The organism is Pedobacter sp., assembly GCF_035317785.1.
In the GTDB taxonomy this organism is placed as follows: Bacteria; Bacteroidota; Bacteroidia; order Sphingobacteriales; family Sphingobacteriaceae; genus Pedobacter.
In genome coordinates this window covers 32,596-51,743 of sequence record NZ_DATHGC010000246.1, presented here as the reverse complement: position 1 = coordinate 51,743, position 19,148 = coordinate 32,596, and the positions used below count along the sequence as shown (strand labels likewise).

34 protein-coding genes are annotated in these 19,148 nt (G+C 39.0%); 32 read left to right on the top strand and 2 right to left on the bottom strand.

The window, feature by feature from the left end:
- Nucleotides 1-17 precede the first annotated feature (17 nt).
- The gene (locus tag VK541_RS15250) at nucleotides 18-623 is read right to left on the bottom strand and encodes a hypothetical protein (protein WP_324371166.1); all 606 of its coding nucleotides are present in this window, start codon (nucleotides 621-623) and stop codon (nucleotides 18-20) included.
- 81 nt (nucleotides 624-704) lie between these two features.
- On the opposite strand from VK541_RS15250, the gene VK541_RS15245 reads away from it, so the two are divergent.
- The 31 genes from VK541_RS15245 to rplQ all read left to right on the top strand — a co-directional run bounded on the left by VK541_RS15245 (nucleotide 705) and on the right by rplQ (nucleotide 17,104).
- Nucleotides 705-1,541, top strand: a complete 837-nt coding sequence (locus tag VK541_RS15245) for a sulfite exporter TauE/SafE family protein (RefSeq protein WP_324371165.1) — start codon at nucleotides 705-707, stop codon at nucleotides 1,539-1,541.
- Nucleotides 1,538-1,933 (top strand): DUF1634 domain-containing protein, encoded by a 396-nt coding sequence (locus VK541_RS15240; protein ID WP_324371164.1) that lies wholly within the window; start codon nucleotides 1,538-1,540, stop codon nucleotides 1,931-1,933. The genes VK541_RS15245 and VK541_RS15240 overlap by 4 nt, the downstream gene beginning before the upstream one ends.
- A gap of 181 nt (nucleotides 1,934-2,114) precedes the next feature.
- Nucleotides 2,115-2,732, top strand: a complete 618-nt coding sequence (gene rplC, locus VK541_RS15235; protein ID WP_324371163.1) for a 50S ribosomal protein L3 — start codon at nucleotides 2,115-2,117, stop codon at nucleotides 2,730-2,732.
- 4 nt (nucleotides 2,733-2,736) lie between these two features.
- Nucleotides 2,737-3,366, top strand: a complete 630-nt coding sequence (gene rplD, locus VK541_RS15230) for a 50S ribosomal protein L4 (RefSeq protein ID WP_324371162.1) — start codon at nucleotides 2,737-2,739, stop codon at nucleotides 3,364-3,366.
- A 1-nt stretch (nucleotide 3,367) separates the two neighbouring features.
- Complete coding sequence (gene rplW / locus VK541_RS15225; RefSeq protein WP_324371161.1) at nucleotides 3,368-3,658, top strand: 50S ribosomal protein L23; 291 nt, start codon at nucleotides 3,368-3,370, stop codon at nucleotides 3,656-3,658.
- Nucleotides 3,659-3,681: 23 nt separating this feature from the next.
- On the top strand, nucleotides 3,682-4,506 hold the full coding sequence (gene rplB / locus VK541_RS15220) for a 50S ribosomal protein L2 (protein WP_324371160.1): 825 nt from the start codon (nucleotides 3,682-3,684) through the stop codon (nucleotides 4,504-4,506).
- Nucleotides 4,506-4,772 (top strand): 30S ribosomal protein S19, encoded by a 267-nt coding sequence (gene rpsS, locus VK541_RS15215; protein WP_008244581.1) that lies wholly within the window; start codon nucleotides 4,506-4,508, stop codon nucleotides 4,770-4,772. The genes rplB and rpsS overlap by 1 nt, the downstream gene beginning before the upstream one ends.
- A 7-nt stretch (nucleotides 4,773-4,779) precedes the next feature.
- The gene (gene rplV, locus VK541_RS15210) at nucleotides 4,780-5,142 is read left to right on the top strand and encodes a 50S ribosomal protein L22 (protein ID WP_055130479.1); all 363 of its coding nucleotides are present in this window, start codon (nucleotides 4,780-4,782) and stop codon (nucleotides 5,140-5,142) included.
- 5 nt (nucleotides 5,143-5,147) lie between these two features.
- Nucleotides 5,148-6,008, top strand: coding sequence for a 30S ribosomal protein S3 (gene rpsC, locus VK541_RS15205; protein ID WP_324371159.1), 861 nt, complete (start codon nucleotides 5,148-5,150; stop codon nucleotides 6,006-6,008).
- A gap of 37 nt (nucleotides 6,009-6,045) precedes the next feature.
- A complete protein-coding gene (gene rplP / locus VK541_RS15200; protein ID WP_008244578.1) occupies nucleotides 6,046-6,468 on the top strand; it encodes a 50S ribosomal protein L16 in 423 nt (140 codons plus the stop codon).
- Nucleotides 6,469-6,542: 74 nt separating this feature from the next.
- Nucleotides 6,543-6,752 carry a 50S ribosomal protein L29 gene (gene rpmC, locus VK541_RS15195; RefSeq protein WP_324371158.1) on the top strand — a complete coding sequence of 70 codons (210 nt, stop codon included), beginning with the start codon at nucleotides 6,543-6,545 and terminating at the stop codon, nucleotides 6,750-6,752.
- Between the two features lie 13 nt (nucleotides 6,753-6,765).
- Entirely contained in the window at nucleotides 6,766-7,020 is a 255-nt protein-coding gene (gene rpsQ / locus VK541_RS15190) for a 30S ribosomal protein S17 (RefSeq protein WP_133556531.1), read from the top strand.
- 1 nt (nucleotide 7,021) lies between these two features.
- A complete protein-coding gene (gene rplN / locus VK541_RS15185; RefSeq protein WP_008244575.1) occupies nucleotides 7,022-7,390 on the top strand; it encodes a 50S ribosomal protein L14 in 369 nt (122 codons plus the stop codon).
- 1 nt (nucleotide 7,391) lies between these two features.
- On the top strand, nucleotides 7,392-7,730 hold the full coding sequence (rplX, locus tag VK541_RS15180) for a 50S ribosomal protein L24 (RefSeq protein ID WP_349254762.1): 339 nt from the start codon (nucleotides 7,392-7,394) through the stop codon (nucleotides 7,728-7,730).
- The gene (rplE, locus tag VK541_RS15175) at nucleotides 7,730-8,296 is read left to right on the top strand and encodes a 50S ribosomal protein L5 (protein WP_324371157.1); all 567 of its coding nucleotides are present in this window, start codon (nucleotides 7,730-7,732) and stop codon (nucleotides 8,294-8,296) included. Before rplX ends, rplE begins: the two co-directional genes overlap by 1 nt.
- Complete coding sequence (rpsN, locus tag VK541_RS15170) at nucleotides 8,296-8,565, top strand: 30S ribosomal protein S14 (RefSeq protein ID WP_285059039.1); 270 nt, start codon at nucleotides 8,296-8,298, stop codon at nucleotides 8,563-8,565. Before rplE ends, rpsN begins: the two co-directional genes overlap by 1 nt.
- A gap of 112 nt (nucleotides 8,566-8,677) precedes the next feature.
- Nucleotides 8,678-9,076 carry a 30S ribosomal protein S8 gene (gene rpsH, locus VK541_RS15165; protein WP_324371156.1) on the top strand — a complete coding sequence of 133 codons (399 nt, stop codon included), beginning with the start codon at nucleotides 8,678-8,680 and terminating at the stop codon, nucleotides 9,074-9,076.
- A gap of 18 nt (nucleotides 9,077-9,094) precedes the next feature.
- Nucleotides 9,095-9,652, top strand: a complete 558-nt coding sequence (gene rplF, locus VK541_RS15160; protein WP_324371155.1) for a 50S ribosomal protein L6 — start codon at nucleotides 9,095-9,097, stop codon at nucleotides 9,650-9,652.
- Entirely contained in the window at nucleotides 9,649-10,011 is a 363-nt protein-coding gene (gene rplR, locus VK541_RS15155) for a 50S ribosomal protein L18 (RefSeq protein WP_422662174.1), read from the top strand. The genes rplF and rplR overlap by 4 nt, the downstream gene beginning before the upstream one ends.
- A gap of 33 nt (nucleotides 10,012-10,044) precedes the next feature.
- Nucleotides 10,045-10,548 (top strand): 30S ribosomal protein S5, encoded by a 504-nt coding sequence (rpsE, locus tag VK541_RS15150; protein WP_233260824.1) that lies wholly within the window; start codon nucleotides 10,045-10,047, stop codon nucleotides 10,546-10,548.
- Between the two features lie 4 nt (nucleotides 10,549-10,552).
- Nucleotides 10,553-10,732 (top strand): 50S ribosomal protein L30, encoded by a 180-nt coding sequence (gene rpmD, locus VK541_RS15145; protein WP_324371153.1) that lies wholly within the window; start codon nucleotides 10,553-10,555, stop codon nucleotides 10,730-10,732.
- 114 nt (nucleotides 10,733-10,846) lie between these two features.
- A complete protein-coding gene (rplO, locus tag VK541_RS15140; protein ID WP_324371152.1) occupies nucleotides 10,847-11,293 on the top strand; it encodes a 50S ribosomal protein L15 in 447 nt (148 codons plus the stop codon).
- Nucleotides 11,294-11,296: 3 nt separating this feature from the next.
- Nucleotides 11,297-12,631 carry a preprotein translocase subunit SecY gene (gene secY / locus VK541_RS15135; protein ID WP_324371151.1) on the top strand — a complete coding sequence of 445 codons (1,335 nt, stop codon included), beginning with the start codon at nucleotides 11,297-11,299 and terminating at the stop codon, nucleotides 12,629-12,631.
- A gap of 9 nt (nucleotides 12,632-12,640) precedes the next feature.
- A complete protein-coding gene (gene map, locus VK541_RS15130) occupies nucleotides 12,641-13,426 on the top strand; it encodes a type I methionyl aminopeptidase (RefSeq protein ID WP_324371150.1) in 786 nt (261 codons plus the stop codon).
- Between the two features lie 71 nt (nucleotides 13,427-13,497).
- Entirely contained in the window at nucleotides 13,498-13,716 is a 219-nt protein-coding gene (infA, locus tag VK541_RS15125) for a translation initiation factor IF-1 (protein WP_048907428.1), read from the top strand.
- Between the two features lies 1 nt (nucleotide 13,717).
- Complete coding sequence (gene ykgO / locus VK541_RS15120) at nucleotides 13,718-13,834, top strand: type B 50S ribosomal protein L36 (protein WP_008244551.1); 117 nt, start codon at nucleotides 13,718-13,720, stop codon at nucleotides 13,832-13,834.
- Between the two features lie 83 nt (nucleotides 13,835-13,917).
- Entirely contained in the window at nucleotides 13,918-14,295 is a 378-nt protein-coding gene (gene rpsM / locus VK541_RS15115; RefSeq protein ID WP_285059022.1) for a 30S ribosomal protein S13, read from the top strand.
- A 21-nt stretch (nucleotides 14,296-14,316) separates the two neighbouring features.
- Nucleotides 14,317-14,706 carry a 30S ribosomal protein S11 gene (gene rpsK / locus VK541_RS15110; protein WP_324371149.1) on the top strand — a complete coding sequence of 130 codons (390 nt, stop codon included), beginning with the start codon at nucleotides 14,317-14,319 and terminating at the stop codon, nucleotides 14,704-14,706.
- Between the two features lie 65 nt (nucleotides 14,707-14,771).
- Nucleotides 14,772-15,380 carry a 30S ribosomal protein S4 gene (gene rpsD, locus VK541_RS15105; protein ID WP_285059020.1) on the top strand — a complete coding sequence of 203 codons (609 nt, stop codon included), beginning with the start codon at nucleotides 14,772-14,774 and terminating at the stop codon, nucleotides 15,378-15,380.
- A gap of 77 nt (nucleotides 15,381-15,457) precedes the next feature.
- A complete protein-coding gene (locus VK541_RS15100; protein ID WP_285059018.1) occupies nucleotides 15,458-16,450 on the top strand; it encodes a DNA-directed RNA polymerase subunit alpha in 993 nt (330 codons plus the stop codon).
- Nucleotides 16,451-16,537: 87 nt separating this feature from the next.
- Nucleotides 16,538-17,104, top strand: coding sequence for a 50S ribosomal protein L17 (gene rplQ, locus VK541_RS15095; RefSeq protein WP_324371148.1), 567 nt, complete (start codon nucleotides 16,538-16,540; stop codon nucleotides 17,102-17,104).
- A 59-nt stretch (nucleotides 17,105-17,163) separates the two neighbouring features.
- On the opposite strand, the gene VK541_RS15090 is transcribed toward rplQ, so the two are convergent.
- Entirely contained in the window at nucleotides 17,164-17,718 is a 555-nt protein-coding gene (locus VK541_RS15090; protein WP_324371147.1) for a 2'-5' RNA ligase family protein, read from the bottom strand.
- Between the two features lie 56 nt (nucleotides 17,719-17,774).
- Here VK541_RS15090 and VK541_RS15085 point away from each other — a divergent pair, with 56 nt between their 5' ends.
- Nucleotides 17,775-18,989, top strand: coding sequence for an SAM-dependent methyltransferase (locus tag VK541_RS15085; RefSeq protein WP_324371146.1), 1,215 nt, complete (start codon nucleotides 17,775-17,777; stop codon nucleotides 18,987-18,989).
- The last annotated feature ends 159 nt before the right edge of the window (nucleotides 18,990-19,148 follow it).

The window sequence follows — 19,148 nt, the reverse complement described above, 5'->3', positions numbered from 1 at the left end:
ATGGGATATTTTTAATATTACCTGCTGTTGCTTCTGATTTCATCAAGCTTATTTCTTTCGTCCTGTAATTCTCTTGCCAGCTTTTTTTCCTTTTCATTGGCCTTGACTTTATAATTTTGATATTCCTGGTTGATCTCTTCATAAAGTGTACTTCTATACTTTGCTTCATGAACATTCTTGGCGGATCTTAAAATTACAACCGTCAGTGCAACGGCGAGCGCGGAAATGAGCCCCCAGACAAAAATGTTGTAATTGGATTTGGTAAAGCCTATGCCCAGAAAACTGATTTCGTTTAGCCTGGCGTTTGAAGAGGCCAGGGAAGTTTCCGCACCGGTAACTTGCTTATTGAGTCCGGAGATTTCATTTTGATAATTTGTGGCTTCTTTTTTAGTGTTTATAAGTTGCTTGTGGGTAGTATTAAGCGTGTCTCTGACATTCTTCCAAAATAAGGAAAGTCTGTCCGGATTAACCAATTTATAGCCGTCCAGTGTTCTGGATTTACTAAGTAAGAGTTGGTATTGTCCATTTAAAGTTGGATCAATCTTGACGCTGTCTTTTCGCAATTGCGCACTGGAGGTGATACTGATAAATGCAGCGATAAAAATGAATAGAGTTTTTTTCATATAGGAATTTGTTCTTGTCTAATTTAACAATCATATTTTAATTTTATTGTGTGTTAGTGGGAGATAGTATATTTGCGGGGAATGTCTGTATTGCTATTTACACTTATAGTCCTGGCCGGAGCGCTTCTGGCTGGCCTGATTGGGTCTTTGACCGGACTTGGCGGAGGGGTAATTATTATTCCATTACTTACTCTTGTATTGGGAGTGGATATACATTATGCTATTGGAGCTTCTATTATTTCGGTAATTGCAACGTCCTCGGGTTCAGCTGCCGCTTATGTCAGGGAAGGAATCACGAACGTGCGCATTGGAATGTTCCTGGAGATTGCGACCACTGTTAGTGCCGTTATCGGAGCAGTAATCACTGTGTTTATTGATCCTAATTATATCGCCATTATCTTTGGTTCTATATTGTTGTTCTCTTCAGCAATGATGATAAGGAAAAAGATAGATCGTTCTGATAACGATACATCCGGCAGGCTGGCTATTTTTTTTAAGCTGAACGGATCTTATCCGACTGGAACCGGCATTAAAAAGTATGCTGTTCATAATGTTGCAGGGGGTTTTTTTATGATGTTCATAGCTGGCATAGTCTCAGGCTTGCTGGGGATAGGTTCAGGTGCACTGAAAGTGATCGCAATGGATAACATCATGAGAATACCTTTCAAGGTGTCTACTACAACCAGTAATTTTATGATGGGGGTTACTGCTGCGGCGAGCGCGGTAGTTTACCTGCACCGGGGACAGATTGATCCTGGGATCGCAATGCCGGTGGCTGTTGGTGTATTGCTTGGCGCAACAATTGGATCTAAAATTCTGATGCGTGTTAAAGCGGAGAGACTTAAAGTGGTGTTTGCGGCGGTGGTTACTTTCCTGGCGTTACAAATGATCTATAATGGTTATATGGGAAGACTATGATGAAGAAGGATAAAAATTTTCCGGGCGACAAAGATATTGAGATCATTCTCGGAACCCTGCTGCGGGTTGGGGTAGTTGCTTCGATGAGTGTGGTGTTGGTCGGAGGGGTCATTTACTTGTTATTTAATCATTCAGGAATCATTAATTACGGTACTTTTGATGCCCATAAGGCTAAGTTTTCTTCCATCGCAGCTATTTTTCTGGGCTTAGGCCGGTTTGATAGCGAAGCAATAATCCAGTTTGGGGTTTTGCTGCTGATTTTCACACCAATATTAAGAGTGGTTTTTTCAATTTTCGGTTTCCTTATAGAACGTGATTATCTCTATGTTTTAATAGGATTGCTGGTTTTGATCGTGATTTTGGTTAGTCTGAGCAATAGGTTGACCGGATAAAACTTGCTTTAATGGTATCTGATCCCTCTGAAATATTTTTTTTGCATTTATTTGAAAAAATAATGAGCTAACTATTTGAAAATTAAGATTTCTTTCCTATTTTTGCCGTCCCTTAACGGGAGTGTATATCCACCTTGAACGAAGCCCTACTGCTTCGATGGGTGTTAAATTAAAATAGAAAATGTCAGGTATTATTGGAAAAAAAGTAGGAATGACCAGCATTTTTGACGCCGATGGAAAAAATATTCCATGCACGGTGATCAAAGCTGGGCCTTGTGTAGTTACACAGGTTAAGACCGCAGAGAAAGACGGTTACGTTTCAGTTCAGTTGGGTTTCGACGAAGCTAAAGAGAAGAACACAACACAACCTTTGAAAGGTCACTTTGCGAAAGCAAATACAACCCCAAAACGTAAATTGGTTGAATTTGACCCTTTTGAAGAGTCTTTAAATTTAGGTGATACTGTTACGGTGAACATCTTTAATGAAGGAGATTTTGTGGATGTGGTTGGTACGTCAAAAGGTAAAGGATTCCAGGGTGTTGTAAAACGTCATGGTTTTGCTGGTGTTGGTGGTCAAACTCACGGACAGCACAACAGGATGCGTGCACCAGGATCATTGGGTGCTGCTTCTTATCCTTCACGTGTATTTAAAGGTATGCGTATGGCGGGAAGAATGGGTGGAGACAGGGTAAAGATTCAAAACTTACAGGTTTTGAAAGTTTATGCTGATCAAAATCTGGTTGTAGTTAGTGGTTCCGTACCGGGAGCTAAGGGTTCTTACGTAATCTTAGATAAGTAAGCAGATGGAAGTTAAAGTATTAAACATTTCAGGAAAAGAGACAGGTGCCAAAGTGCAACTTCCTGAGTCGGTATTCGGTATAACGCCTGTTGATCACGCAATTTATTTAGATGTTAAGCAGTACCTGGCCAATCAGCGTCAGGGAACGCACAAGTCTAAGCAACGTAATGAGATTGCCGGTTCAACCCGTAAATTATACAAACAAAAAGGTACTGGTGGTGCTCGCGCCGGAAGTATTAAATCTCCATTGTTTAATGGTGGTGGTCGTGTGTTTGGTCCTCAGCCACGTGACTATAGTTTCAAATTGAATAAAAAATTGAAAGTGCTGGCTCGTAAGTCTGCATTGTCTTATAAAGCACAGGATTCAAATGTTGTGGTTTTGGAAGATTTCAATTTTGACTCTATTAAAACTAAGAACTACATTAATTTAGTTAGCGCTTTGAACTTAGCTGGCGAAAAGACATTGTTGGTTTTACCTTCACAAAATAACAATATCTATTTATCAAGCAGAAACATACAGAAAGCGAAAGTAATTACTGCAGATCAATTGAATACTTATGATGTATTGAATTGTGGCAAGCTTTTGCTGACCACTGATTCTCTTAAAACTTTGGAGGAGGCATTTGCCAAGTAATATGGAACTTTTAAAAAAACCAATATTAACAGAAAAAGCTTCTGCATTAACAGAAAAGTCTAACCGCTTTACTTTTAAAGTAGATCATAAAGCGAATAAACTGCAGATTAAGCAGGTTATCGAGAAAATGTATGGCGTAAATGTTTTGGCCATCAACACCATGGTTGTAGACGGTAAAGTTAAGTCTAGAAATACTAAAGGTGGATTGGTTACTGGACGTAGCCCGAAATATAAAAAAGCTATCGTAACACTTAAAGCAGGTGAGACAATAGATTATTACGCTAATATTTAATAAGAATTGAATAATTATAAACTATGGGCTTAAGAAAATTTAAACCAGTCACTCCGGGAACCCGCTTTAGAGTAGGTGCCAGTTTTACGGAGATTACAGCAACCAAGCCCGAAAAATCATTGGTTGTATCTTCTAAGAAATCGGGAGGACGTAACAATACAGGAAAGATGACTATGCGCTACATGGGTGGTGGTCACAAAAAATCTTACCGTTTAATTGATTTTAAACGTGATAAGTTTGATATTCCTGCAACAGTAGCTACTGTTGAATACGATCCTAACCGTACAGCACGTATCGCATTATTAAATTATGCAGATGGTGAGAAGCGTTATATTATTGCGCCTGAAGGGCTGCAAGTAGGGCAAAAGGTGGTATCGGGTGATACTGCAACTCCTGAAGTAGGAAATACTTTGAAACTGGCCAATATTCCTTTGGGATCTATTGTACACAATGTGGAAATTCATCCGGGTCGTGGTGCACAGTTGGCGCGCAGTGCGGGTGCTTATGCACAATTAGCTGCCCGTGATGGTAAATATGCAACATTGAAAATGCCTTCAGGCGAAACAAGATTGATCTTGGTAACCTGTTTAGCAACAATTGGCGCGGTTTCCAATTCAGATCATGCAAATGAGGTATTAGGTAAAGCTGGCCGTAACCGTTGGTTAGGTCGTCGTCCAAGGACTCGTCCGGTAGCGATGAACCCGGTAGATCACCCAATGGGTGGTGGTGAGGGTCGCTCATCAGGAGGTCAGCCCCGGTCAAGGAACGGTATGTATGCTAAAGGCTTCAAAACCCGTACACTTAAGAAATACTCAAATCGTTTCATCATAGAGAAAAGGAAGAAATAATGGCTCGTTCGATAAAAAAAGGACCTTATATTGACCATAACGTAGAGAAAAAAGTAGTCTCTATGAATGATTCAGGCAAAAAGTCTGTCATTAAAACTTGGTCTCGCAGATCAATGATCTCACCAGATTTTGTGGGTCATACATTTGCAGTGCATAACGGTAATAAATTTATACCGGTATACGTAACAGAAAACATGGTTGGTCACAAGCTGGGAGAGTTTGCCCCAACCAGAACATTTAGGGGTCACTCTGAAAAGAAAAAATAATTAAGAGATGGAAGCAGTAGCGAAATTAAACAATTGTCCAACCTCACCGCGCAAGATGCGTTTGGTTGTAGATCTTATCAGAGGTGAGCGTGTTGAGAAAGCTTTACATATTTTAAAGTTTACCAATAAAGATGCAGCAATAAGAGTTGAGAAACTATTATTGTCGGCTATCAAAAACTGGGAGACTAAAAATGAAGGTTCTCGCCCTGAAGAAAACCAGTTATACGTGAAAACGATAATGGTAGGCGGTGGTCGTCAATTGAAAAGATTAAGACCAGCACCTCAAGGACGCGGTTACAGAATACGTAAACGTTCAAACCATGTAACTTTGGTAGTAGATAGTAAAAACGTTGAAACTCAAACTAATTAACAGAAATGGGACAAAAAGCACATCCAATAGGTAACAGGTTAGGAATCATCAAAGGTTGGGATTCTAACTGGTTCGGTGGCAACAACTATGCTGATAAATTAGTTGAGGACGAAAAAATAAGAAAATACCTTTCTGCCCGTATCGCAAAAGGCGGAGTAGCTAAAGTGGTAATTGAGCGTACGTTGAAACGTATCACAGTGACAATCCACACAGCTCGTCCGGGTATTGTGATCGGTAAAGCAGGTCAGGAAGTTGACAAGATCAAAGAAGAGTTGAAGAAATTGACTAAAAAGGAAATTCAGATCAACATCTTTGAGATTAAACGTCCTGAGCTTGATGCACAATTAGTAGCAGAAGGTGTAGCAAAACAATTAGAGGCGAGGATCTCATTCCGTAGGGCAATGAAATCTACCATTGCATCAACCATGCGTATGGGCGCTGAAGGCATCAAGATTATGACCTCTGGTCGTTTGGGCGGTGCTGAGATGGCTCGTAGCGAACAGTATAAAGAAGGAAGAATTCCTTTGCATACTTTCCGTGCTGACATTGACTATGCATTAGCAGAAGCACTGACTACTTATGGTAAAATAGGTGTTAAAGTATGGATCTGTAAAGGTGAGGTTTACGGTAAGCGTGATCTTTCTCCAAACATCGGCGCTGTGAGCAATGCTCCGGGCAAAGGTGGCAGACCAGAAGGTGGTGCATTTGCCGGTGGCAGAGACAGAGATAACCGTGGCGGTGGAGACAGAAGAAACGATAACCGCGGTGGTGGTAATCGTGGCGGAAGAGGTCCTGGTCAAGGCGGACCTGGTGCAGGCGGAAATAATAGAGGTGGAAATACTCAAAACAGAGGTCCTCGTAAATAATAGTTAACAGATCGTTTAACGATAATATTAAAATAAAATGTTACAGCCAAAAAGAACGAAGTTCAGAAAGATGCAAAAGGGCAGAATGAAAGGTTTAGCAACTCGTGGTGCTGAATTGTCATTCGGGTCTTTCGGGATTAAATCTTTAGAGTCGACCTGGATCACCAGTCGTCAGATAGAGGCAGCCCGTATTGCGGTAACTCGTTTCATGAAACGTGAAGGCCAGGTATGGATTAGAATATTCCCGGACAAACCGGTAACTAAGAAACCAGCTGAAGTACGTATGGGTAAAGGTAAGGGTGCTCCTGAATATTGGGTAGCCGTAGTTAGACCCGGACGTATTATTTTTGAAGCAGAAGGAGTTCCTTTAGAAATTGCTAAAGAAGCGATGAGACTTGCAGCTCAAAAATTACCGATCCAGACAAAATTTGTAGTACGTAGAGATTACGTAGAGGCATAATAAGAGTTTTGGGTTGAATGTTGTAAGTAACTTGTTATTATAACCGCTAGACCCACAACATAAAAATTAATAAAATGAAGAACTCAGAAATCAAAGGGCTTTCACAAGAAGAACTAGTAGCCAGGATTGCAGAAGAAAGAGAAAACTTAGTAAAGTTGAAATTCGCGCATACAATTTCGGCCATAGAAAATCCTTCCCGCATTAGCAAGGTAAGAAAAGATATAGCCCGATTAAATACTGAAGTGACTAAGCGTAAAGCGGAGTCAGCTACTGAAACTAAATAACTTTAGAGTCGAAATGGAAAGACAATTAAGAAAAACAAGAACCGGGTTGGTAGTGAGCAACAAGATGGATAAATCTGTTGTTGTAGCGGTAGAACGTAAAGTGAAACACCCGATCTATGGTAAGTTTGTTAAGAAAACTACCAAATTTATGGCTCATGACGAGAAAAACGATTGCGGTATTGGTGATACAGTACTGATCATGGAGACTCGTCCGCTGAGTAAAAACAAGAACTGGAGATTAGTGCAAATTTTAGAAAGGGCTAAATAACATGGTACAACAGGAATCAAGATTAAACGTAGCCGACAATAGCGGCGCAAAAGAAGTATTGGTTATCCGTGTACTTGGTGGTACCGGGAAAAGATATGCTTCTATTGGTGACAAGATCGTTGTTACCGTTAAAAGTGCATTGCCTTCAGGTAACATCAAGAAAGGAACAGTTTCTAAAGCAGTTGTCGTAAGAACTAAGAAAGAGATCAGACGTAAAGATGGTTCTTATATCCGTTTCGACGACAATGCAGCCGTATTATTAAATGCACAAGATGAGCCGCGTGGTACACGTATTTTTGGCCCGGTAGCAAGAGAACTGCGTGAAAAACAATTCATGAAAATTGTATCATTAGCACCGGAGGTATTATAAAATGAAAAATAAAGTGACTACACCAAAAATAAAAATCCGTAAAGGAGATTTAGTAAAGGTTATAGCCGGCGATTCAAAAGGCCAACAGGGAAAAGTACTTTCAGTACTGATCACTAAAAGCAGAATACTCGTAGAAGGTGTTAACCTTGTATCAAAACATACAAAACCAAATGCTGCTACTCCTAACGGAGGTATCATTAAAAAAGAAGCTGCTCTTCATATTTCTAACGTAGCATTGATTGATCCTAAATCAGGAGAAATTACACGCGTTGGCAGAAAGCTTAATGCTGATGGGAAATTAGTTAGGGTTAGTAAAAAATCAGGAGAGGAGATCAAATAATGGCTTACGTACCAAGATTAAAGAACAAGTATAAAGAGGAAATAGTTACTGCACTTAAAGATAAGTTCAACTATAAAAGTGTAATGCAGGTTCCCAAGCTGGAGAAAATTTCAATCAACCAGGGTGTTGGTCGTTTTTCTGTGACTGACAAAAAGATCATAGATAGCTCTATTATCGAAATGAGCACGATTTCAGGACAGCAGGCAGTTCCGGCAAAATCTAAAAAGGATATATCTAATTTTAAATTACGTAAGGGTATGCCGGTTGGTGTACGTGTAACTTTACGTGACAACAACATGTACGAATTTTTAGATCGTTTAATTTCCGTAGCTTTGCCTCGTATCCGCGATTTCAAAGGTATCAATGACAAAGGGTTTGATGGAAAAGGCAATTACACTTTAGGTGTTACTGAGCAAATCATTTTCCCTGAGATCAACATCGACAAAATCAGTAAGATTTTAGGTATGGATATCACCTTTGTGACTTCTGCTGCTACTGATGTTGAAGCATTGGAACTTTTAAAACAATTTGGATTACCATTTAAAAATCAAAATACAAATCAATAATGGCAAAAGAAGGAGTAAAAGCTCGCGAAGTTAAGCGCCAAAAATTGGTAGCTAAATATGCAGATAAACGCGCAGAACTTAAAGCTGCCGGTGATTATGAAGGATTAGATAAATTACCAAAAAACTCTTCAGCTGTGCGTCTGCACAACCGTTGCAAGTTAACAGGTCGTCCTCGTGGTTATATGCGTACTTTTGGAATATCAAGGGTAACTTTTCGCGACATGGCTTTGGCAGGTAAAATACCTGGAGTCAGAAAAGCAAGCTGGTAATACAGCTTAACGGTTATAGAGCGCAGCCCTTTAACTGAAAAATAAAAATTAACCGATGGCAGGTCGTCCCGAATAGGTCGGGAAGGAAACCACTATCACAATTATATATAAAATGAATACAGATCCAATAGCGGATTACCTTACAAGAGTAAGAAATGCCATCAAGGCAAATCACAGAATTGTTGAGATTCCAGCATCGAACCTTAAAAAGGAAATTACAAAAGTACTTTTTGATAAAGGTTACATCGCTAACTACAAATTTGAGGATACTACAACTCAGGGCACGATTAAAATCGCATTGAAATATAATGCTATAACTAAGATCCCTGCAATACGTACTTTAACACGTATTAGTAAGCCAGGTTTAAGACAATATGCAGGCGTTGAGAATATGCCAAGAGTATTGAATGGTTTAGGTATCGCAATCTTGTCTACATCAAAAGGTGTTATGACTGATAAAGAAGCTGCGAAACTAAATATTGGTGGCGAAGTTTTGTGTCACGTTTATTAATTAAAGGAGGATAGCAAAATGTCAAGAATAGGAAAAGCCCCAATTAATATCCCTTCAGGTGTTACCGTTACCGTTTCTAAAGATAACGTTGTAACTGTAAAAGGTCCTAAAGGTGAGCTAACTCAAGCAGTAGATTCAGATATCACTGTAAGTCAGGAAGACGGAGTATTAACAATATCACGTCCATCAGAACAGAAAAGACACAAAGCGTTACATGGTTTGTATCGTTCTTTGTTAAATAATATGGTTATTGGTGTAACAGAAGGTTATAAACTACAACAAGAATTAGTGGGTGTGGGTTACCGCGCAACTAATCAGGGAAATACTCTGGACCTTGTTCTGGGATATTCTCACCATTATGTATTCCAGTTGCCTGAAGAAATTAAGGTTACAACTACCTCAGAAAAAGGTCAGACTCCTAAGATCATCCTGGAGAGTATTGACAAGCAATTGATTGGTCAGGTAGCTGCGAAAATCCGTTCGCTGCGTGCTCCGGAGCCATACAAAGGTAAAGGTATCAAGTTTGTAGGAGAAGTGTTAAGAAGAAAAGCAGGTAAATCAGCTTCTAAAAAATAATCATCATGGCAGGGAAAAAATTATCTCGTAGAGATCGTATAAAAAAAGGAATCAGAAAAAGATTAACAGGTTCTGAAAGCCGTCCACGTTTATCGGTTTATAGAAGCAATAAAGGAATTTATGCTCAAATCATTAACGACGTAACCGGTAGTACAATTGCATCAGCTTCATCTTTATCAAAGGACTTTTCCGGTTCGGGAAATAAATCTGAGCAATCAGTAGCTGTAGGTAAATTGGTTGCCGAAAAAGCAATAGCAGCTGGTGTTAAAGAAGTTGTTTTCGATAGAAATGGCTACTTATACCATGGACGTGTTAAATCGCTGGCAGAAGGTGCCCGTGAAGCTGGTTTAGTATTTTAATCTGAAAATAGGATAAGAATGTCAACTATCAATATAAAAAGAGTTAAGACTAGCGAAATCGAATTGAAAGATCGGTTAGTTAGCATACAACGTGTAGCCAAAGTAACCAAAGGTGGTCGTACTTTCAGCTTCTCAGCAATCGTAGTTGTTGGAGATGAAAACGGCATTGTAGGTTATGGATTGGGTAAAGCGAAAGAGGTAACAGAAGCAATTGCTAAAGGCATTGATGATGCTAAAAAGAATCTGGTTAAAGTTCCTCTGTTAAATGGAACTGTTCCACATGAGCAGATCGGTAAGTTCTCCGGCGGTTTTGTTTTAATTAAACCTGCAGCAGTCGGTACTGGTGTTATCGCGGGTGGTGCAATGCGTGCTGTACTTGAGAGCGCTGGCGTTCATAACGTACTTGCAAAATCAAAAGGTTCATCAAATCCTCACAACGTGGTTAAAGCAACTGTTGATGCATTGACTAAAATGCGTGATGCATATACTGTAGCTCAGCACCGTGGTGTAGATTTAAATAAAGTTTTTAACGGATAATATTATGGCGAAGATTAAAATAACCCAGATAAAAAGCATTATCGATAGAAGCGAACGCCAAAAAAGAACGATGCAGGCTTTAGGTTTAAATAAAATGAACCAGAGCGTAGAAGTTGAAGCGACAGCTGCCATTATAGGAATGGTGAGAAAAGTGAATCACTTAATTGCTATCGAGAGCATATAATTTTATTAAAGGTTGCAAATATGAGTTATATAGCTACATTTGCAACCTTTGTATATTTGTTTAACCGTTGACCCTGATTAGTGAAAGCGAAGGGCAACACAATAAGTTTCAAACATGAACTTAAGTAATTTAAAACCTGCAGAAGGTTCTACTAAAAATAGTAAAAGAATTGGTCGTGGTACTGGTTCAGGCCGTGGCGGTACTTCAACACGCGGCCATAAGGGTGCTGGATCACGTTCTGGTCACTCTACAAAAATTGGATTCGAAGGTGGTCAAATGCCATTGCAGCGCCGTGTTCCTAAAGTAGGTTTCAAGCCAATCAACAGAGTTGAGTATGTGGGCGTGAATTTGGACGTTTTGCAAGACCTGGCGGAGAGATTTGAATTGACAAGCATAGATTTTGCTACTTTGCGTGAGCATGGTTTGGCATCTAAGAATGACCTTGTAAAGATTTTAGGTCGTGGTGAAGTTAAATCTAAATTGGAAGTTAAAGCACATGCTTTTTCTGCAACCGCACAAAAAGCTATTGAGGCTGTTGGAGGCTCAATCGAAAAATTGTAATTAATGAAGAAGCTGTTTACTACTCTAAGTAATATTTGGAAAATCCAGGAATTGAAAGAGCGTATTTTATATACGCTCATGATTCTTTTGATATATAGGTTTGTTTCCCATGTAGTTTTACCTGGGGTTGATGCAAATCTTTTAGGCGATAATACCAAGTCAGGCCTCTTGGGCTTGTTGGATATGTTTGCCGGGGGATCATTTTCCCGGGTATCTATCCTGGCTTTAGGCGTTATGCCTTATATTTCTGCCTCAATTGTAGTTCAGCTATTGGGTATTGCTGTCCCTTCATTTCAAAAGATGCAAAAAGAGGGCGAAAGCGGCAGAAAGAAACTCAATCAGATTACACGTTATTTAACGGTCGCCATTACTGCTGTCCAAGCGGTTGGGTATGTTAAAACACAGGTTCCTCCAGAGGCAATTATAATTGATCATACGTTATTTTTTGTGCTTTCTACTTTTGTTTTGTCTGCAGGTACGTTGTTTGTAATGTGGTTAGGGGAAAAGATTACCGATAAAGGCATAGGTAATGGTACGTCGCTTATCATCATGGTTGGTATCATTGCGCGTTTGCCAATTGCGTTGCAGCAGGAGATCAGCTCAAGATTTGTAGGTGATGGAGGCTTAATAGCGCTTGTGGTAGAGATTGTCGCGCTATTCGCTGTTGTGATGTTCACCATAATGATTGTTCAGGGAGTACGTAAGGTTCCTGTTCAATACGCAAAAAGAATAGTAGGAAGCAGACAATTCGGAGGAGTAAGACAATATATCCCGTTGAAAGTAAATGCTGCAGGTGTAATGCCAATCATTTTTGCGCAAGCTTTGATGTTTATACCAGCTACTATAACGGGGTTTTTTACCTCTCTGCAGAATACCTGGTTAATTCAATTCAGTGATTACACTTCATTGGCCTACAGCTTAACCTTTGCATTTCTCATTATCGCTTTTACATTCTTTTATACAGCGATAACCGTAAATCCTACACAAATGTCGGATGATATGAAGAAGAATGGTGGTTTTATTCCTGGGATTAAACCGGGTATATCTACCTCTTCATTTATCGATGATGTGATTTCAAAGATTACTTTCCCAGGAGCTATTTTTCTTGCGATAATAGCGATACTTCCTTCAATTGCTGTGAAGTTTGGCATTAAGTCTGAATTTGCTCATTTTTATGGAGGTACTTCTCTTTTGATTTTGGTAGGCGTGGTTCTGGACACTTTACAGCAGATTGAAAGTTATTTATTGATGCGTCATTATGATGGATTGATGAAGACTGGCAGAGTTACCGGAAGGACAGGGATTCCTGCACCGAGTGGTAGCGATGCGGTGATTTAGTAATTCAGGATGTCTAAAATCTATTACAAATCTCCTGAAGAGATAGAGTTGATAAGAGAAAGTTCTCTGTTGGTTTCAAAGACCTTAGCTGAGGTAGCTAAGATCATAGAGGCAGGAGTTACCACGAAGAAGCTAAATCAGCATGCTGAGACTTTTATGAGGGATCATGGGGCCATCCCCGCATTTTTGAATTATAATGGCTTTCCGTATTCGTTGTGCATATCGCCTAATGAACAGGTAGTACATGGTTTTCCAAGTGACTATGTAATTCAGGAAGGGGATTTAATTTCTGTAGACTGTGGTGTAATCAAAAATAACTACTATGGTGACTCTGCTTATACCTTTTCTATCGGAGAAATTAGTGATGAAAAACAAAAACTGATAGAAGTAACCAAGGAATGCCTTAAGCTGGCTGTGGAAAAAGCGGTAGTAGGATCCAGGATAGGTGATGTGGGCTTTGCTGTTCAAAACCTGGCGGAGAGCAACGGATTTGGTGTAGTTAAGGAGCTTGTAGGGCATGGTGTCGGCATAAAGCTGCACGAGAAGCCAGAGGTTCCAAATTATGGAAAGAGAGGGAGCGGGATTAAACTGGAGGAAGGGATGGTGATTGCCATAGAGCCTATGATCAATGCGGGTACTGCCGGGGTGAAATTTTGGTCAGACGGCTGGACTGTCACAACCAAAGATAACAGACCGTCGGCTCACTTTGAACACACAGTGGCGGTGAGAAAGGGAAAGGCTGATGTTTTATCCACGTTTTCGCTTATAGAAGAAGTTTTAATAAAAAAAAAGTAAATAATTAAAATTTTTTATTTAATTTTGCGTCCCTGTTTAACAGCAGCTAATTAAGTAAAAATCAATATTATATGGCTAAACAAGCCTCAATTGAACAAGACGGTGTAATAAAGGAAGCGTTATCAAACGCCATGTTTCGGGTAGAACTTGAGAATGGACATGAGATTATCGCTCATATTTCGGGAAAAATGAGGATGCACTACATCAAAATTTTACCGGGAGACAAAGTAAAATTAGAGATGTCGCCTTACGATTTGTCAAAAGGCAGGATTACTTATAGATATAAATAAAATGAAAGTTAGGTCATCAATTAAAAAACGTAGCGCTGATTGCAAGGTTATTCGTCGTAAAGGTAAACTTTACGTTATTAACAAGAAAAACCCAAAATTTAAGCAACGTCAAGGTTAAGAAATTATTGAAGTATGATTGGATTGAATGTACAGGTTACTCAATCTGTCGTTTAATCAAATAATCAAACATTTAGTACAAATATGGCAAGGATATCAGGTATTGATTTACCAAGAAACAAAAGAGGCGAAATTGGATTAACTTATATCTTCGGAATAGGTAGATCAACTGCACAGCGTATATTGACTGAAGCAGGTATCGATTTCAGCAAAAAGGTACAAGACTGGTCGGATGATGAATTATCAGCAATCCGTACCATTATCAACGACGGCGTAAAAGTGGAAGGTGCTTTGCGTTCAGAAGTTCAATTGAACATTAAACGCTTGATGGACATTGGTTGTTACCGCGGTCTGCGTCACAGGAAAGGTTTGCCTGTACGTGGTCAGCGTACTAAAAACAATTCTCGTACACGTAAAGGCAAGAGAAAAACAGTTGCGAACAAGAAAAAAGCTACTAAATAAAATTAGTACTGAATAATAATTATGGCTAAAAGTAAAAAAGTTACCAAAAAGCGTGTTGTTGTTATAGAGTCTGTAGGTCAGGCACACATCAATGCTACTTTTAACAATATCATTGTTACTTTGACAAATAACAACGGTCAAACTATTTCATGGTCTTCAGCAGGTAAAATGGGATTCAAAGGTTCTAAAAAGAACACTCCATATGCCGCAGGACAAGCTGCATCTGATTGCGGTAAAGTAGCATTTGACTTAGGTCTGCGTAAAGTAGAGGTTTTTGTTAAAGGCCCTGGTTCAGGTCGTGAGTCAGCAATTAGAACATTGCAGGTTTCAGGTCTTGAAGTAACGTCAATCAAGGATATTACCCCGCTTCCACACAATGGTTGCCGCCCTCCTAAGAAGAGAAGAGTTTAATTTATTAATTTTTAAAGCTAAGAGTCTGCAGCTTTAGGTTGCATGATACTTTAAAACAAAAAACAATGGCAAGATATACAGGACCGAAGTCCAAAATCGCGCGTAAATTCAGGGAACCAATTTTTGGTCCTGATAAAGTACTGGATAGAAAAAACTATCCTCCCGGACAGCATGGTGCTTCGAAAAGAAGAGGAAAGCAATCCGAGTACGCAGTACAGCTAATGGAGAAACAGAAAGTTAAATATACTTATGGTGTGTTAGAACGTCAGTTTCGTAACTTGTTTACCAGAGCATCTTCACGTGAAGGTATCACCGGAGATAACTTATTGCAGTTATTGGAAGCGCGTCTGGACAACACAGTTTACAGGTTAGGTATTGCTACAACACGTTCAGCTGCCCGTCAGTTAGTTAGCCATAAACACGTAACAGTTAACGGTGAAGTAGTAAATATTCCTTCGTATCAATTGAAGGCTGGAGATGTCGTTGCAGTTCGCGAGAAATCGAAAACTCTGGAAGCCATCACAAATTCTGTAGCTGGAAGGATAATCAATAAATTCAATTGGTTAGATTGGAATGCAAATGAATTGACTGGTAAGTTTTTGGCTTATCCAAATCGTGATGAGATACCAGAAAATATCAAAGAAAACCTTATAGTAGAGTTATACTCTAAGTAATATTTTTAGTTAACTGCCTATGGGCAGTTAACTTTCTTACGTTACATAATTTTAATAACGATCTAAAAACATTATAAATGGCAATTTTAGCATTTCAGAAACCCGATAAGGTAATCATGCAGAAATCAACAGATTTCGATGGTATATTTGAATTTCGTCCTTTAGAGCCCGGTTTCGGTGTAACAATTGGTAATGCCCTTAGAAGAATATTACTTTCTTCTTTAGAGGGTTATGCCATTACAAGTATTCGTTTTTCAGGGGTATCTCATGAGTTTTCTACGATTAAGGGGGTGGTTGAAGATCTAACTGAAATCATTCTTAATTTGAAACAAGTACGTTTTAAAAAAGTTGGTGATTCAGGTGATTCTGAGAAGGTTTTTATCGTGGTAAATGGCCAGGAACAGTTTGTTGCCGGGGACATCACCAAGTTCTCTAACAATTTTGAGGTTCTTAATCCTGATTTTGTTATCTGTAACATGGAGAAATCTGTTACTTTGGAGGTAGAATTGACTATAAATAAAGGACGCGGTTATGTTCCTGCAGAAGAGAATAAAATAAATGATGCTGTTGTTGGAGTTATTGCGATTGATTCGATCTTTACTCCTATGAAAAATGTGAAATACACAATTGAGAATTATCGTGTTGAGCAAAAAACAGATTATGAAAAATTAATTCTGGATATTTCTACAGATGGTTCTATTCATCCTGAGGAAGCATTAAAAGAGGCAGCCAAAATTTTGATTCAGCACTTCATGCTGTTTTCCGATGAGAACCTTGTATTGGAGTCTCAGGCTAAGGAAGAAACTAAAGAAGTTGATGAGGAGATTCTGCACATGCGTAAGATTCTAAAAACAGAATTGGTTGATCTTGATCTTTCGGTGCGTGCATTGAACTGTCTGAAAGCTGCGGATATCCGTACCTTAGCAGATCTTGTATCTTATGATGTAGCAGATATGTTAAAGTTCAGGAATTTCGGAAAAAAATCATTAACTGAGATTCAGGAACTTGTTAAATCTAAAAGCCTGTCTTTCGGAATGAACCTTTCTAAGTTTAAATTAGACGAGGAGTAACACATAAGTAAAATAACATATTGTTAATAGTATATAATTCCCTCAGATTAATCTCAAAGAGACGGTATATACTGAATAAATTTAAAAATGAGACACGGTAAAAAGATAAATCACTTAGGGAGAACAGATTCACATCGTAAAGCGATGCTGGCTAATATGGCTTCGTCATTAATTAAACATAAAAGAATTTCGACAACTTTAGCTAAAGCTAAAGCGTTGCGTACTTATGTTGAGCCAATTATCACAAAATCAAAAACTGATACGACGCATTCTCGCCGTATTGTATTTGGTTACTTACAGGATAAAGAAACTGTAACTGAATTGTTCCGTGATATTGCTGCTAAGGTTGCAAATCGTCCGGGTGGTTACACCAGAATTATCAAATTGAACAATCGTTTAGGTGATAATGCGGAGATGGCACTAATCGAACTTGTAGACTATAATGAAGTTTATGGTAGCGAAGCTGCATCTGCTGAAAAGAAAACTACTCGTAGAGGTAGAAGCAAAGCTAAGAAATCTGACGCTCCTGCAGCTAAAGAAGAAAAAGCGGCTGAAGTAAAAGCAGAAGAGATTGCTGAAGAAACTCCGGCAAACGAAGAAGCTGCACCTGAGACACCTGCTGTTGAGGAAACCAAAGAAGATAAAGGCGAATAATATATTCCCTGATTGTCATAAAGAAAACCCTGACCGGATCGGTTGGGGTTTTCTCTTTTTTAAAGATCCATTGTATATTGTTCTTCCTGCGGTCTGGATTTGAATTCTTTGAACAGGTTCCATTTCTTGCCATCATGCTTTAACAAGGCAAATTTATTTACGTCGAAGTTAACCCGGAAATGCTTTTTACTATAGGCTTGCATGATCTTCTCATAAACATGTTCCTCAACATCTCTGTAAGCAATCGTGACGTGCGGATTGATTGACCCCGGGCTTTCTTTTAAATAAGGCCTGATTTTAGTCGTTATGGTTTTGTGTAATGCTATAATCCCAGGGCTTTTATTGGCCCTGATAAATATGACCTTAGGAGGAAAGCCATCGTAGTCATGTAATTCCTGTCCAAATGACCTGAAGTTTCGGCAATGTTGAAGACTTGTTACTAACTTATTCTCCAGGGCTACACTTAGCTTGAAAGGGGGGATTAAGGTAATATGAACGGGAGGTTTAAGTGCACTGTATATCTGATAGTCTACCGAACACTGTTTTCTGATTTCATCAATGTCAGCACTAATTTCCGGAGGCGGTAGGATGGCAACAAAAAAAAGGGATTCCATAAAGCTAATTTACTATTCCTTTTCTAAATGGGTATCTTTGTAAGGTAATCAAATTTATGTCCAATCAACTCCATTTACAGCAGTTCAAAGATCAGCTGGCTGAAAGTATTTCCTCTAATGTATTTGTTAAAATTTCCCTTGGTAATTATCAGGGAAATGAGAAGGAATTAAAGAACATTTATGTTAGGAAAGTAAAGATCAAAAGAACAGATATGCTGTCGTTTACTTATCGTTACAAGACACGTGATATTATTAAGAATCTTTCGATAGATGAGGGGATCAACCTGATTGGTCATTTTACAAGTAATGATTTCAAAGTGGCAACACTATTTACTACAGAAAAAGAGGTTATTCTGGAACATGGTAAAAAGCAGCTGGTCTCTGTGCGGGAGCAAATGCTGAGTAAAGTACTTAAGCCAAATTTGTCACACAATAAGGAAAAGAAACGATTGATTCAACCAGTTGGAAAGCCCTATTTAGTTGAGCTGAAACTAACTGATTCCGAAGGAAACGTTTTTAAGAATGCTCAGGATAAATACAGGCAGATTAATCAATACATCGAAATTTTAAATAGCTTGATTAAAGAATTTCCGGCAGGAAGTATCAAACAGGTGGTGGACATGGGGTCGGGTAAGGGGTATCTTACTTTTGCACTTTATGATTATCTCTATCAGGTTTTGGCTGAACAAGTTAAAGTTACCGGAGTTGAGTATAAGGAAGACTTGGTCGGCTTGTGTAATGCTATTGCCAAGCAATCGGGATTCAAGCAACTGGATTTTGTTCAGGGAACTATAGAAAATTATGATGTTTCGAATATTGATTTACTAATTGCCCTTCATGCTTGTGATACAGCTACAGATGATGCCATATTTAAAGGCATTAAAGCCGCTGCCAAGTTAATTGTAGTGGCCCCATGTTGCCATAAACAAATCAGGCGCGAAATGGAAAGGAACAAGATTAAAAATGAAATGTCTGTGCTGACGAAATATGGAATATTTATGGAGCGGCAGGCGGAAATGGTAACTGACGGAATTAGAGCACTGATACTGGAGTATTTCGGCTATAAGACAAAGGTTTTCGAGTTTATATCTGATGCGCACACTCCCAAAAATGTCCTGGTTGTAGGCATTAAACCAATTAATCAGGAAAGCAATAAAATCCGGGAGACTAAAAAACTGGAAATAAAACAGAGGATTGCGGAAACGAAAGCATATTTCGGCATCGGCTATCATCATTTGGAAAGGCTTTTGGAACAGGAACAGCTGGTGTAAACGTTGTCTCTGTCATACTGTCACATTTTTGTAACAGCTTTCCGCCATAAATTTCTTTAATTATTATTACCGGGTGTGATTTTCTGCCAAAACTCAATTGGCACATTGCTTGTTAAACAGATATCAATAAAAGGATTTCATAACATAAATAGAGATAAA

Coding starts and splice junctions, on each gene's coding strand:
- rplD (WP_324371162.1), top strand. CDS start 2,737: ATGGAAGTTAAAGTATTAAACATTTCAGGAAAAGAGACAGGTGCCAAA.
- VK541_RS15240 (WP_324371164.1), top strand. CDS start 1,538: ATGATGAAGAAGGATAAAAATTTTCCGGGCGACAAAGATATTGAGATC.
- rplE (WP_324371157.1), top strand. CDS start 7,730: ATGGCTTACGTACCAAGATTAAAGAACAAGTATAAAGAGGAAATAGTT.
- VK541_RS15090 (WP_324371147.1), bottom strand. CDS start 17,718: ATGGAATCCCTTTTTTTTGTTGCCATCCTACCGCCTCCGGAAATTAGT.
- rplP (WP_008244578.1), top strand. CDS start 6,046: ATGTTACAGCCAAAAAGAACGAAGTTCAGAAAGATGCAAAAGGGCAGA.
- rplC (WP_324371163.1), top strand. CDS start 2,115: ATGTCAGGTATTATTGGAAAAAAAGTAGGAATGACCAGCATTTTTGAC.
- rpsH (WP_324371156.1), top strand. CDS start 8,678: ATGAATACAGATCCAATAGCGGATTACCTTACAAGAGTAAGAAATGCC.
- ykgO (WP_008244551.1), top strand. CDS start 13,718: ATGAAAGTTAGGTCATCAATTAAAAAACGTAGCGCTGATTGCAAGGTT.
- rplO (WP_324371152.1), top strand. CDS start 10,847: ATGAACTTAAGTAATTTAAAACCTGCAGAAGGTTCTACTAAAAATAGT.
- VK541_RS15250 (WP_324371166.1), bottom strand. CDS start 623: ATGAAAAAAACTCTATTCATTTTTATCGCTGCATTTATCAGTATCACC.
- rplX (WP_349254762.1), top strand. CDS start 7,392: ATGAAAAATAAAGTGACTACACCAAAAATAAAAATCCGTAAAGGAGAT.
- rpsQ (WP_133556531.1), top strand. CDS start 6,766: ATGGAAAGACAATTAAGAAAAACAAGAACCGGGTTGGTAGTGAGCAAC.
- rpsD (WP_285059020.1), top strand. CDS start 14,772: ATGGCAAGATATACAGGACCGAAGTCCAAAATCGCGCGTAAATTCAGG.
- rpsN (WP_285059039.1), top strand. CDS start 8,296: ATGGCAAAAGAAGGAGTAAAAGCTCGCGAAGTTAAGCGCCAAAAATTG.
- rplF (WP_324371155.1), top strand. CDS start 9,095: ATGTCAAGAATAGGAAAAGCCCCAATTAATATCCCTTCAGGTGTTACC.
- VK541_RS15245 (WP_324371165.1), top strand. CDS start 705: ATGTCTGTATTGCTATTTACACTTATAGTCCTGGCCGGAGCGCTTCTG.
- rpmD (WP_324371153.1), top strand. CDS start 10,553: ATGGCGAAGATTAAAATAACCCAGATAAAAAGCATTATCGATAGAAGC.
- infA (WP_048907428.1), top strand. CDS start 13,498: ATGGCTAAACAAGCCTCAATTGAACAAGACGGTGTAATAAAGGAAGCG.
- VK541_RS15100 (WP_285059018.1), top strand. CDS start 15,458: ATGGCAATTTTAGCATTTCAGAAACCCGATAAGGTAATCATGCAGAAA.
- rplN (WP_008244575.1), top strand. CDS start 7,022: ATGGTACAACAGGAATCAAGATTAAACGTAGCCGACAATAGCGGCGCA.
- rplB (WP_324371160.1), top strand. CDS start 3,682: ATGGGCTTAAGAAAATTTAAACCAGTCACTCCGGGAACCCGCTTTAGA.
- rpsM (WP_285059022.1), top strand. CDS start 13,918: ATGGCAAGGATATCAGGTATTGATTTACCAAGAAACAAAAGAGGCGAA.
- rpsK (WP_324371149.1), top strand. CDS start 14,317: ATGGCTAAAAGTAAAAAAGTTACCAAAAAGCGTGTTGTTGTTATAGAG.
- rplV (WP_055130479.1), top strand. CDS start 4,780: ATGGAAGCAGTAGCGAAATTAAACAATTGTCCAACCTCACCGCGCAAG.
- map (WP_324371150.1), top strand. CDS start 12,641: ATGTCTAAAATCTATTACAAATCTCCTGAAGAGATAGAGTTGATAAGA.
- rpsC (WP_324371159.1), top strand. CDS start 5,148: ATGGGACAAAAAGCACATCCAATAGGTAACAGGTTAGGAATCATCAAA.
- rplQ (WP_324371148.1), top strand. CDS start 16,538: ATGAGACACGGTAAAAAGATAAATCACTTAGGGAGAACAGATTCACAT.
- rpmC (WP_324371158.1), top strand. CDS start 6,543: ATGAAGAACTCAGAAATCAAAGGGCTTTCACAAGAAGAACTAGTAGCC.
- VK541_RS15085 (WP_324371146.1), top strand. CDS start 17,775: ATGTCCAATCAACTCCATTTACAGCAGTTCAAAGATCAGCTGGCTGAA.
- secY (WP_324371151.1), top strand. CDS start 11,297: ATGAAGAAGCTGTTTACTACTCTAAGTAATATTTGGAAAATCCAGGAA.
- rpsS (WP_008244581.1), top strand. CDS start 4,506: ATGGCTCGTTCGATAAAAAAAGGACCTTATATTGACCATAACGTAGAG.
- rplW (WP_324371161.1), top strand. CDS start 3,368: ATGGAACTTTTAAAAAAACCAATATTAACAGAAAAAGCTTCTGCATTA.